The following is a 12,711-nucleotide window of genomic DNA, read 5'->3' as shown; positions in this document are numbered from 1 at the left end:
AAAATGACAACTATATGTGCAGTTAGACATAAAGGAAAAATAGCAATTGCTGGAGATGGTCAAGTAACTTTAGGTGAAAAGGTTATAGCGAAATCAACTGCTAAAAAAGTACGCCGTATATATCATAACCAAGTTGTAGTTGGTTTTGCTGGCGGTGTTGCTGATGCAGTAAGTTTACAAGATATGCTAGAGGGTAAGCTAGAGACTTATTCTGGAGATTTACGTAGGTCTACTGTTGAGATGGCTCAAGGCTGGAGAAAAGATCCTACCTTAGCTAAATTACAAGCTATGATGATAGCATTTAATGATAAGGATCTACTATTAATTTCTGGTAATGGTGAAGTATTGGAACCAGATGAAGATGTAGTAGCTATAGGCTCAGGTGGCAATTATGCACAAGCTGCAGCATTAGCAATGATTAGACATAGTTCTGATATGGATGCTTGTGACATAGCTAAAGAAGCAGTTTTGATTGCAGCAGGAATAGATGTATTTACAGACGATAAAATAACTAGTGATGAAATTTAGGAGAGATTATATGGTAAAAACCCCAAAACAAATAGTAGAGTTATTAGATAATTATATAATTGGACAAGATTCTGCCAAGAAAGCTGTAGCAGTTGCATTATATAATCGTTATCGTAGATTGCAATTGCCAAAAGATTTGCAACAAGAAATTACACCTAAAAATATTTTAATGGCGGGACCCACAGGAGTTGGTAAAACAGAAATTGCTCGTAGGTTAGCTAAGATTGTTAATGCACCTTTTGTAAAAGTAGAAGCAACAAAATTTACAGAAGTTGGATATGTTGGACGTAATGTTGAATCAATGGTACGTGATTTGGTAGAAGAATCCGTCCGAATATCAGAACAAGCAGAGTTTGATCGAGTTAAAATTGAAGCAACTGAACATGCCAATGATCGATTGATAAAATTATTAGTGCCAGGTTTCGGAGATGAAGAGGAAGAGGATGATCCTTCAGAGAGATGGGTTGACTTTTTTTCCGACACTTTGGATGATGAAGATGACGATGAAGACGATGAAGAATTAGATGATCAAATTATAGATAAAAGAGCATCTGTTGCAGATAAGCTTAAAAAAGGTTTGTTGGAAAATCATGAAGTTACACTTTATGTTGAATCCGCTACTAAAGCTAATCAAATGAACGACATGATAGGGCAAATGGGAATGGATATGTCTAGTTTAATGGGTGGTTTGATGCCTAAAAAACGCGTTAGAAGGACACTATCTGTTAAAGATGCACGCGAACTTTTAATTCAAGAGGAAGCAAAAAAACTTATTAATTATGATAGTTTATATCAAAAGGCTGTTGTACAAGCTCAGCAAAATGGTATTATTTTCATAGATGAAATAGATAAAACAGTGGCAGGTGATAAAAATACTACTGGTCAAGTTTCTCGTGAAGGTGTTCAAAGAGATATTTTGCCTATTGTTGAGGGTTCAATAGTTTCAACAAAGTATGGACCTGTTAATACTGAACATATATTATTTATTGCTGCTGGAGCTTTTGCTGAAAGCAAACCAAGTGATTTAATTCCTGAATTACAAGGACGTTTCCCTATCAGAGTTGAACTAAATCCTTTAAGAGAATCTGATTTTGTTAGGATTTTAAAAGATTCAAAGAACTCTTTGTTGAAGCAATATGAATCATTATTGAAGACTGATGGTATAAATCTTATTTTCACGCAAGAAGCCATTTGTAAACTAGCTAAAATAGCTTATGATGTTAACCAAGGAACAGACAATGTTGGTGCACGTAGATTAGCTACAATTTTAGAAAAACTACTTGAAGATATTTTATTTGATGGTCCTGATATGTCAGAGGGTGAAATCACCGTTACAGAACAGTATGTTGATAAAAAACTGGGCGATATTATTACTAATAAGGATTTAACGAAATTCATATTATAAAGAGGGTGTTAATGTAATGGAATATCAATTAAAAAACAGTTTTTTAACTTTAACTGTATCAACTTTAGGGGCTGAGATACAGAGTGTTGTTGACAATAATAGCAAATGTGAATATATTTGGACTGCTAAAAAAGAAGTTTGGCCACAGCACGCACCTGTTTTATTCCCGATAGTAGGTAGATTAAAGAATGATCAATATACCTATAAGAATAAAACATATCATTTGGGACAACATGGTTTCGCTCATAAAAAGGAATTTGAGCTTGATCAACAAGACGATACATCAATAACTTTGTTATTAAAGTCTGATGAAGAGACTAAAAAACAGTACCCTTTTGATTTTGAATTTAGGGTTAAATACAGTTTAGTTAACAATTTGATTAAGGAAGATTTTATCGTCACTAATACAGGTAGTGAAGAAATGATTTTCGGTGTTGGTGGTCATCCTGGATTTAATTTACCAACTAACCAAGGTTTGAAAAAGGAAGACTATTATTTTAAATTTGATCCTTCAATTGATCATGTAAGAATTCCTTTGGAAGCTCCTTTACTAGATTGGGAGAACAGATCACTTGTTTCTACTAATTCTTTATTTGAAATTAATGATCAACTTTTTGAAAAGGACGCTTGGATTTTTCAGTTAGATAATCATCCTACAAAAGTGTCAATTAAGACAGATAAAAGTAATTACCATATTAATGTTCACATCGATAATGCACCTTATGTTGGGTTATGGTCACAATATCCTGTTACAGCCGATTATATTTGTATAGAGCCATGGTGGGGAATTGCAGATACCAAAGATACTAATGGTAAATTAGAAGATAAAATAGGTATGAATAGAGTTGCTGCCGGTCAAACGTGGAGTAATGGATTTTCAATGGCATTTCATGATGAAACAAAATAATAAAAAATTCTACTGATGAACAGTAGAATTTTTTATTTTATTTTTCTATACCAATAAAATAATCCAAAGGGGATAATATTTTCTTTTCCATTTATTAACCTGATAATATTAGATCTATGTCTAATATAGACTAGTAAAACCAGAAATCCTAATAATATAGATAAATAAATGTCATGAAATAAAAAGGATAAAATAAAAATAATTACAATAGATATTAGAGCAGATAAGCTAATGCAACTAGTGATAAAAATCATAGGTAAAAAAATAGTTGCACATACTAAAGCAAAATTAAAGTTATATGCAAACAAAACACCAGCTATTGTTGCTACAGCTTTTCCACCTTTAAATTTTAAAAATATGGAGAATGTGTGACCTAAAATTGCTAATAAACCTGTTATCAGTAAAACCAAATTTACAACATGGATATGGCATAGTTTAAACAGATTTACTGCTAACCATCCCTTAAAGACATCTGCGAATAATACAGCTATTCCTGCTTTAGGACCTAAGATTCGAAATGTATTTGTTGTACCAATATTTCCTGATCCGAAGTTTCTAATATCCTTTTTAAAGAATATTAGGCCAACGATTAGTCCACTAGGAAATGAACCTAATAAATATGCTAAAATAAATAATATAATATTAGAATTAAATACAGACATAATGTTATCATCAACCTCAATTAAACATAAAACTATTTTATCAAAATTTATAAAATTATCCAAATTGTGTAGAATTAATTGAGTTTGATTTGAAATGGAGGAAAAATTGTTTGACTAATTTAAATAATACGTATGATGATTCTTCAATTCAAATACTTCATGGATTGGAAGCAGTTAGAAAAAGACCAGGTATGTACATAGGTTCGACTGATCGACAAGGTCTTAATCATTTAGTATATGAAATATTAGATAATTCTGTTGATGAAGCTATGGCAGGTTATGGCAAGGAAATAAATGTGACTATTCATCCAGATAATTCAGTATCGGTACAGGATTTCGGCCGTGGAATGCCTACAGGAATGCATGCATCAGGGTTACCTACTATTGAAGTTATTTTAACAGTGTTACATGCAGGTGGTAAATTTACTGAAAAGAATTATCAAACATCAGGAGGATTACACGGTGTAGGTTCTTCTGTAGTTAATGCTCTATCAGAATGGTTAAAAGTTAGAGTAGTTCGTGATGGTCAAGCTTTTGAAGAAGAATTTGTTGATGGTGGTAAGCCTGTAGGAACATTAAAAAAATTAGGAGCAACTTCTGATAAAACAGGTACATTGATTACTTTTAAACCTGATTCCAAGATATTTTCGACTACAATTTATAAATATGAAACTATTCAGGAGAGATTAAGAGAAGCTGCATTCCTTTTAAAAGGTGTTCGTTTCACTTTGACTGATGAACGTGATCCTCAACGTAAAGATGAGTTTTATTATGATGATGGAATCAAATCATTTGTATCTTATTTAAATGAAGATAAAGATACTATAGGTGATATTTTTTATTTTGAGGGCGAGATCGACAATATTAAAGTTGAATTTTCTGGTCAATATAATGATGGTTATTCTGAGAATGTTGTATCTTTTGTTAATAATGTTAGAACAATTGATGGTGGCAGTCATGAAGCAGGAGCACGTAGTGGCTTTACACGAGCATTTAATGATTATGCTAAGAAGCAAGGATTGTTAAAGACAAAAGATAAGGGCTTGGAAGGATCAGATTATAGAGAAGGTCTTAGTGCTGTTTTATCTGTTAAAATACCTGAAGAATTATTGGAATTTGAAGGTCAAACTAAAGGAAAATTAGGTACACCTCAAGCTAGAAGTGTAGTTGATAATATTATTTATGAGCAACTGTCATATTATTTGATGGAAAATGGTGAATTTGCTCAAAAATTAGTTCAAAAAGCTCAAAGAGCACGGGAGGCACGTGAAGCAGCCAAAAAAGCTAGAGATGAGAGTAGATCCGGTAAGAAAAGAAAAAAGAAAGAAGTTTTATCTGGTAAGTTGACTCCCGCTCAATCTAGAAATCCTGAAAAAAATGAATTATTCTTGGTCGAAGGGGATTCAGCTGGAGGTTCGGCTAAACAAGGTCGTGATCGAAAATTCCAAGCTATTTTACCGTTGCGTGGAAAAGTATTGAATACGCAAAAAGCTAGGTTACAAGATATCTTTAAAAATGAAGAAATAAACACCATGATTCATACCATAGGTGCTGGTGTAGGACCTGATTTTGAAATAGCTGATGCGAATTACAATAAAATTATTATCATGACTGACGCAGATACTGATGGTGCTCATATTCAAATTCTTTTATTAACTTTCTTTTATCGCTATATGAAACCAATGATAGAGGCGGGACGTGTATATATTGCATTGCCACCTTTATACAAATTAGAAAAAGGCCAAGGAAAGAATGTAGAGATTAAGTATTCTTGGACAGATGAAGAGTTGCAAAAGGATGTTAAAGAATTTGGTAAAGGTTATTCTTTACAGAGATTTAAAGGATTAGGTGAAATGAATGCTGACCAGCTATGGGAAACAACGATGAATCCTAATACTCGTACTTTAATTAGAGTTAAGATAGATGATGCTGCATTAGCAGAGCGTAGAGTTACTACATTAATGGGTGATAAAGTAGCTGCAAGAAGAAAATGGATAGATGAAAATGTCAAGTTTAAATTAGGTGAAGATGCATCTATTTTAGAAAATCAATAATATTTTAAGAGGATAAATATTTTTAATGACTAATACTAAAATTAATGAACGAATTAAAGAAATGCCTTTAGAAGAAGTTATGGGTGAACGCTTTGGTCGCTATTCAAAATATATTATTCAAGAGCGTGCACTTCCTGATATTAGGGATGGACTTAAGCCGGTACAGAGGAGAATTTTATATGCTATGTACAAAGATGGCAATACTTTTGACAAAGCATATAAGAAAGCTGCTAAAGCAGTGGGAAATGTTATGGGTAATTTTCACCCGCATGGAGATAGTTCAATTTATGGTGCATTGGTACATTTGTCTCAAGATTGGAAAATGCGACAAACATTAATTGAAATGCATGGAAATAACGGTTCTATGGATGGTGATGGACCGGCAGCTATGCGTTATACAGAGTCACGCTTAAGCAAAATATCTAACTTATTACTGAAGGATATTGATAAAGATACTGTTCAAATGGTTTTAAACTTTGATGATACAGAGTATGAACCGACAGTTTTACCTGCCCATTTTCCTAATTTACTGGTAAATGGATCTACTGGAATTTCAGCTGGTTATGCGACTGAAATTCCGCCTCATAATTTATCTGAAGTTCTTGATGCATTAATTTATTTGATAAAACATCCTGATGCTAAAATTGATGAATTAATGACTTATATAAAAGGACCAGATTTTCCTACAGGTGGGTTAATCATTGGTAATCAAGGCATTAAAGATGCTTATGAAACTGGTAGAGGCAGAATACAAGTTCGTGCAAAAACTAAGATTAAAGTAACTAAAGGACAAAAACCACAAATTGTAATTACCGAAATACCTTTTGGCGTTAATAAGGCTATGTTAGTCAAAAAAATAGATGAAATTCGTTTAAATAAAGATGTTGATGGTATTACTGAAGTTAGAGATGAAACTGATCGTCATGGTTTATCAATAGTTATTGAATTGAAAAAGGAAGTAGATAGCGAAAATATTCTTAATTATTTATTTAAATCTACAGATTTACAAATTTCTTATAATTTTAATATGGTGGCTATTGATCACATGGCACCTGTTCAATTAGGATTGAAACGCATTTTATCTTCATATCTGGAACATAAAAAAAGCGTTGTATTAAAACGGACACATTTTGATTTAGTAAAATCTAAACAACGATTAGAAATAGTTGAAGGGTTAATCTATGCGTTAAACATTTTAGATCAAGTCATCAAAACTATTCGAGCATCTAAAGATAAAAAAGATGCAAAAGTTAATTTGATGAATAACTATAGCTTTACAGAAAAACAAGCAGAAGCAATTGTATCTTTACAATTATATAGATTGACCAATACAGATGTTAATCAATTGCTATCTGAAAAAAAGCAATTAGAAGATAATATTTTAGATTATTTAGATATTATTAATAATAAAAATCGACTGGAAGCAGTAATAGTTAAAGAATTTGAAGATGTAAAAAAAGAGTTTGGATCAGCACGTAGAACACAAATAGTTGAGCAATACACAAAAATAGAGATTGATGAAAAAGCATTGCTTAGTGAAGAAGATGTTCGTGTATTAGTTAGTGCCAATGGTTACTTGAAACGCTCATCATTGCGTTCTTATCAATCGACAGATAGTGCTGATAATGGGTTACCTAGTGGTGATGAGGTTATTTTTGATAAAACTGTATCAACTTTGAGTAATTTATACATATTTACCAATAAAGGCAATTTAATTTATAGGCCTGTATACGAATTAGTTGATACAAAATGGCGAGAGACAGGACAACATTTATCTCAAGAAATAGTTTTAACTAATGATGAGAGAATCATCAGTGTATTTGATATTAATAATTTAAATAGTGATTTGACATTTTTAATTACTACTAATGATGGCTATATTAAGCAAGTTGCTTTAAGCGATTTACAACCTACTAGAACTTATAAATCAAGAGCTATTATGGTGATTAAATTAAAAGATGATCATAGCAATGTATTAATGGTAGAGCAATTAAAATCTGATAGTGATAATGAAATATTGCTAGTAACCAACAATGCATATGCATTAAGATTTGATGTTAATGAAGTTCCATTAGTTGGTCCTAGAGCAGCTGGTGTAAAATCAATTAATTTAAAAAACGATGATGATTATGTTGTTAGTGCTATAACTTTTGATCCCAAATGTTTGAATTCACTCAAATTAGGAATTGTTACTCAAAGAGGAGCTTTTAAGCAATTGCAAGTTGATTTGGTAAATAAATTTACGCGTGCTAAACGTGGTAGTATGATATTGCGTGAACTCAAAACTAAACCACATAGAATAGTAGCTGCACTTATATATACTCAAAATCATGATATTAATATAAAAACATCTAGTGATCGTACGATTAAGATCAGAACTAACGATTATCCAGTAGGAGATAGGTATTCTAATGGCTCATTTGTAGTTGATACTACTTCTGATGGTGTACCTGTTGCTCTAAAATTAGGTATGCCATTAGCCGAAGAACTTGGGCATGATGTTAGTGATTTATTTGATTAGCTGATTATCTCTACTAGACGTTAGTTGAATGTTATTTTAAAATAATAGTGTATCGTTAAAAAAAGGAGTAATTTCAATATGACAAAAGAATTGATTTTTGGACACCAAAATCCAGATACTGATGCGATTGGTACTGCCATTGCATTTTCATATTTACAAAATAAATTAGGTTATGATACTGAAGCTGTAGCATTAGGTAATCCAAATGATGAGACGCAATGTGCCTTAGATAAGTTTGGCTTTAAAGCACCTAGGGTAGTAAAAACAGTTAAAAATGAAGTGGATTCTGTTATGCTAGTTGATCATAATGAACCACAACAAAGTGTAGCTGATATTGATCAAGTTAACGTTAGTTGGGTCGTTGATCATCATAGGATTATGAATTTCAATACTGCTAACCCATTATACTATCGTGCTGAGCCAGTAGGTTGTACAAGTACAGTTGTATGGAAAATGTATAAGGAAAATGGTGTAGAAATTCCTGCTAATATAGCTGGTATAATGTTATCTGCTATTATTTCTGATACATTATTATTAAAATCACCTACAACTACCCAAGATGATAAAAATGCTGTCGAGTTTTTAGCTAAAGTAGCTGGTGTTGATTATCAAGAGTATGGTTTGAGCTTACTAAAGGCTGGTACCAATATTGCATCTAAGACTGAAAAAGAATTAATTAATTTAGATGCTAAAAGTTTTGAATTAAATGGTCATATTGTTAGAATTGCACAAATTAATACTGTAGATTTACCTGAAGCTATGGAAAGAAAAGCAGCATTTATGAAAGAAATGCAAAATGCTAGTGCATCAGATAATTATGAAATGTTTATGCTTGTTATCACTAATATTTTAGATTCTAATTCTGAAGCAATTGTTGTCGGTACAGATGAATGCAAGCTTTTATTTGAAAAGGCTTTTGATAAAAAATTGGTTGATTCCTCTGTAGCTTTACCAGGAGTAGTTTCTCGTAAAAAACAAGTTGTTCCACCTTTAACGCAGGCTTTTGCAAATTAAAAGTTTTGAGTTAAAGTATTGAATTAAATTAATTTAAGTAAAAAACACTTTTCTTTTGATGTTTATATATTATTTATGTAGCAAATAAGCAAAGTGTTTTTTTGAAAGGTTTTTATATTTATGTCAAAAGAAAACGTATTTCCACAAATTGCACCAGAACAAGAAGTAGGTCCTGTTGTTCGTATTACAACTAGCTATGGTGATATTACAATTAAGTTATTTGAAAAAGAAGCCCCTATGACTGTTGACAATTTTTTACAATTAGCCAAAAAAGACTATTATAATAATACAATTTTTCATCGTGTTATATCAGACTTTATGATTCAAGGTGGTGATCCCAAAGGAAATGGAACTGGTGGAACCAGTATATGGGGTCATTCATTTGAAGATGAATTCTCAGATGTTCTTTTTAATATCCGAGGTGCATTATCGATGGCTAATTCTGGTCCTAACACTAATGGCAGTCAATTCTTTATTGTTCAAAATAAGACAATGCCTAAACGTTATTTAAAGGATATGGAATCCGCTGGATATCCTAATGAAATTATTAATGCATATAAAAATGGCGGAACTCCGTGGCTAGATCATCGTCATACAGTTTTTGGTCAAGTAATCAAAGGGATGGATGTTGTTGATCAAATTGCTAAGGCTCCGCGAGATCGTGCTAATGATAAGCCTCTTGAAGATATCAAAATAATCAACATAGTAGAAGAACAGAATTAAAAGTATTACTTCGTATAATATATATTATGTAAAGTTATATTAAAATAAAAAATGCAACATTGGAAAATATTGCATTTTTTATTTGCATTACATTTTATCAATATCTTTTATCCAAGTAACTCCTAGAGCTTTTTCACCTAAATGAGTAGCAATAACTGGATCAAATTCTTGGATTTCAATATTATTTTGAGGATAAGCTTCTTTAAAGTATTCAAACAAATACTCAGCACCTTGGATATCATTAGAATGATAAATCATTATCCTTAAATCTTGATTATTGTTTACCTGATTAATTTTATCTTCTGATAGCGAGATAGTTTTCTTTAGAGCTCGTTTCATGGATCTAACTTTATCGAAACTTACTATTTTATGTGATTGATCATCAAATGTTAGTAAGGGCTTAATTTGTAGCATAGATCCTACAAATGCACTAGCATTGCTTAATCTACCACCACGCACTAAATTCTTGAGATCATCTACTACAAATATTTCATCAATAGTTGATGAAAGTGCATCTAGATGATCTATAATTTCTTTTGGAGTGCTTCCCTTTTTTGCTAACCGTGCAGCAGTTAGAGCTAAGTATCCCATTAATCTGACAGTTATACCTGAATCATATGGGATAATATTATATTCTGGATGCTCACTTGAAATAGTGTTAACTGTTTGAAAAAAACCAGAAATAGTAGAAGCTAAAGTAATCACAATTATCGCATCATATCCACTATTATGTAATTTATCAAACAATGCCATAGTATCTCCTAAAACAGGTTGAGATGTTTGAGGAAATCCCGAGCCATTTCTTTGCATATCAAATAATTGCTTGGTAGATATATCTATATTATCTAAATATGTATGATTATCGATTATAACTGGAATAGGTAGAATTGATATGTTGTTATCACTTGCTTCTTGCACCGTGATATCACTAGTACTATCAGTAACTATTGCAATTTTCACTACAAGGAACTCCTTTATTGATCTTATTTTTCTATGTGCATAGATTTTTATATATGTAAAAATTATACCACAAAAACTAATTTGCAAGAGCTTAAATATCATTTTATATTATACTAATAAAAATTAATGTGATATGCTTATTTATGTTCCTAATTTGTATAAAAGCTTTTTTAATTTAAAGGAGATATAACTTATGCCTTTTGACGGATTATTTATTCATAGCTTATTAAAAACATTAACTACAAATTTAAAAAAGGCAAGATTAAGCAAAATTTATCAGCCCTTTGACAATGATTTGATTCTTATTTTTAGAAATCAAGGTATCAATTATAAACTCTTAATTTCCATTAATGCCCAACATCCTAGAATGCATATCACCACTAAAAATATTATTAATCCAGATACTGCTTCAACTTTTGTTATGGTATTAAGAAAATATCTTGAAGGTGCTATTTTAAATGAAATAAAACAAGTTGGAATGGAACGAATTATTAATTTATATTTTTCCAATCGTAATGAATTTGGTGATGAAACTAATTTTGTGTTATCAGTGGAATTAATGGGAAGACATAGTAACGTTATTTTGTATAACAAAGCGACAAATAAAATAATTGATTTATTAAAAAGAATTAATCCTGAAGATAACCGTGTTAGACTACTTTTGCCACATGCAGATTATCAATTACCTCCCCTTATTACTGGTATTGATGGATCAACAATTACACAAAGTGAATTTGGCAGATTATTGGCAAAATATACTACCCCTTTAGATATGGTTAATAAATTTAACGGTTTAGACAGTGATGATAAGAAAGAGTTATTAGGTTATTTCAATAATGATTTTTCTTTCGATGCTTTAAAACTATTTATGAGTAATTTTGATAAGCCACAAGGTTATGTATTACAAACAGTAAATCATCAAAATAAATTTTTTTGCTATCGTCCCCGTTATTTGAATTTATATGTTGTATTGCAAAGCGAAGATATCAATAAGGCACTAGATGATTTTTATCAAGATATGGCAAATAAAGAATGGGTTCGCCAAAAAGCCAAAGCAGTTGAAAATGTCGTTAATAATGAGAATAAGAAATTATCTAGAAAATTGATTAAATTGCAGAAGCAGCTAGATTCTGCCGAAAATTCAACTGAATTTAGAATTAAAGGTGAAATTTTAAATGTGTATTTATCTAGCGTTAAGCCTGGAATAACAACCATCTCATTACCAAATTATTATGATGAAAATAAACCAATTAATATTAAATTAGATCCAGCTTTGTCCCCTGCTAAAAATGCTCAAAAATATTTTGTAAAATATCAAAAATTACGTAATTCCATAAAGTTTATTAAAGAACAGATCAAATTAACGCAAGATAATTTAGCTTATTTTGATACCATACAAACAGCCATTAATAATGCAGAGCCACAGGATATTGCTTTGATTCGCGAAGAATTAATTAATCAAGGATATATTAGACAGCATAATAAAAATAATAACTTAAGAAAGAAGAAAATTACAGCAGATAATATTGCTTGTTTCACATTAACTAGTGGCAAGAAAGTATGGGTCGGCAAAAATAATTATCAAAATGATTGGTTAACTCTCAAAAAGGCAGATAAAAGATTTTTATGGTTACATGTTAAAAACATACCAGGATCGCATGTAATTTTACAAGATATTGAACCTACGATGGCAGACATTAAAGAGGCCGCTGAAATTGCTGCATATTTTTCTAAGGCAAGGTATTCTGCTAATGTTGTAGTTGATTATATTACCGTTAAAAAAATAAAAAAACCTAAGGGAGCTAAACCAGGATTTGTTATTTATACTGGCCAAAAATCTATATCGGTTACTCCTATTAAAGAAAATATCCTTTGTAAACGAGATAATTAAAAATTTTAATAAAGAAAAAAGGCATTTAACTATAGAAATACTTTTC

Annotated in this window: 10 protein-coding genes; 8 read left to right on the top strand and 2 right to left on the bottom strand. The window is 31.1% G+C overall.

What is annotated here, in order from left to right; translation table 11 throughout:
* Positions 1–3: 3 nt before the first annotated feature.
* Genes hslV through HMPREF0520_RS05740 form a run of 3 tightly spaced genes read left to right on the top strand, consistent with a single transcriptional unit; the run spans position 4 to position 2,840 of the window.
* Positions 4–528, top strand: coding sequence for an HslVU peptidase proteolytic subunit (hslV, locus tag HMPREF0520_RS05750; protein ID WP_006729965.1), 525 nt, complete (start codon positions 4–6; stop codon positions 526–528).
* Positions 518–1,933: an ATP-dependent protease ATPase subunit HslU gene (hslU, locus tag HMPREF0520_RS05745; RefSeq protein ID WP_006729964.1), complete on the top strand. Its 1,416-nt coding sequence runs from the start codon at positions 518–520 to the stop codon at positions 1,931–1,933. The genes hslV and hslU overlap by 11 nt, the downstream gene beginning before the upstream one ends.
* A 16-nt stretch (positions 1,934–1,949) precedes the next feature.
* Positions 1,950–2,840: an aldose 1-epimerase family protein gene (locus tag HMPREF0520_RS05740; RefSeq protein WP_006729963.1), complete on the top strand. Its 891-nt coding sequence runs from the start codon at positions 1,950–1,952 to the stop codon at positions 2,838–2,840.
* A 32-nt stretch (positions 2,841–2,872) separates the two neighbouring features.
* Here HMPREF0520_RS05740 and plsY read toward each other — a convergent pair whose 3' ends face one another.
* Complete coding sequence (plsY, locus tag HMPREF0520_RS05735) at positions 2,873–3,502, bottom strand: glycerol-3-phosphate 1-O-acyltransferase PlsY (protein WP_010222604.1); 630 nt, start codon at positions 3,500–3,502, stop codon at positions 2,873–2,875.
* 110 nt (positions 3,503–3,612) lie between these two features.
* On the opposite strand from plsY, the gene parE reads away from it, so the two are divergent.
* The 4 genes from parE (at position 3,613) to HMPREF0520_RS05715 (ending at position 9,814) form a co-directional block, all read left to right on the top strand.
* Positions 3,613–5,556: a DNA topoisomerase IV subunit B gene (gene parE / locus HMPREF0520_RS05730; protein WP_006735129.1), complete on the top strand. Its 1,944-nt coding sequence runs from the start codon at positions 3,613–3,615 to the stop codon at positions 5,554–5,556.
* Between the two features lie 25 nt (positions 5,557–5,581).
* The gene (gene parC / locus HMPREF0520_RS05725) at positions 5,582–8,077 is read left to right on the top strand and encodes a DNA topoisomerase IV subunit A (RefSeq protein ID WP_006729960.1); all 2,496 of its coding nucleotides are present in this window, start codon (positions 5,582–5,584) and stop codon (positions 8,075–8,077) included.
* Positions 8,078–8,155: 78 nt separating this feature from the next.
* On the top strand, positions 8,156–9,091 hold the full coding sequence (locus HMPREF0520_RS05720) for a manganese-dependent inorganic pyrophosphatase (RefSeq protein ID WP_006729959.1): 936 nt from the start codon (positions 8,156–8,158) through the stop codon (positions 9,089–9,091).
* 120 nt (positions 9,092–9,211) lie between these two features.
* Entirely contained in the window at positions 9,212–9,814 is a 603-nt protein-coding gene (locus HMPREF0520_RS05715; RefSeq protein ID WP_006729958.1) for a peptidylprolyl isomerase, read from the top strand.
* Between the two features lie 87 nt (positions 9,815–9,901).
* Here the strand turns inward: HMPREF0520_RS05715 and HMPREF0520_RS05710 are convergent, their stop codons facing one another.
* Entirely contained in the window at positions 9,902–10,774 is an 873-nt protein-coding gene (locus tag HMPREF0520_RS05710; protein WP_010222599.1) for a DegV family protein, read from the bottom strand.
* A gap of 193 nt (positions 10,775–10,967) precedes the next feature.
* On the opposite strand from HMPREF0520_RS05710, the gene HMPREF0520_RS05705 reads away from it, so the two are divergent.
* Positions 10,968–12,665 (top strand): Rqc2 family fibronectin-binding protein, encoded by a 1,698-nt coding sequence (locus tag HMPREF0520_RS05705; protein ID WP_006729956.1) that lies wholly within the window; start codon positions 10,968–10,970, stop codon positions 12,663–12,665.
* Positions 12,666–12,711 lie beyond the last annotated feature (46 nt).

Origin of the sequence: Lactobacillus iners DSM 13335 (genome assembly GCF_000160875.1) — a bacterium.
Lineage (GTDB): Bacteria > Bacillota > Bacilli > Lactobacillales > Lactobacillaceae > Lactobacillus > Lactobacillus iners.
This window is presented reverse-complemented; position numbering and strand designations above follow the sequence as displayed.

Excerpts from the sequence above, each read along its gene's own strand:
- hslV (WP_006729965.1), top strand. The coding sequence starts at position 4 with ATGACAACTATATGTGCAGTTAGACATAAAGGAAAAATAGCAATTGCT.
- hslU (WP_006729964.1), top strand. The coding sequence starts at position 518 with ATGAAATTTAGGAGAGATTATATGGTAAAAACCCCAAAACAAATAGTA.
- HMPREF0520_RS05740 (WP_006729963.1), top strand. The coding sequence starts at position 1,950 with ATGGAATATCAATTAAAAAACAGTTTTTTAACTTTAACTGTATCAACT.
- plsY (WP_010222604.1), bottom strand. The coding sequence starts at position 3,502 with ATGTCTGTATTTAATTCTAATATTATATTATTTATTTTAGCATATTTA.
- parC (WP_006729960.1), top strand. The coding sequence starts at position 5,582 with ATGACTAATACTAAAATTAATGAACGAATTAAAGAAATGCCTTTAGAA.
- HMPREF0520_RS05720 (WP_006729959.1), top strand. The coding sequence starts at position 8,156 with ATGACAAAAGAATTGATTTTTGGACACCAAAATCCAGATACTGATGCG.
- HMPREF0520_RS05715 (WP_006729958.1), top strand. The coding sequence starts at position 9,212 with ATGTCAAAAGAAAACGTATTTCCACAAATTGCACCAGAACAAGAAGTA.
- HMPREF0520_RS05705 (WP_006729956.1), top strand. The coding sequence starts at position 10,968 with ATGCCTTTTGACGGATTATTTATTCATAGCTTATTAAAAACATTAACT.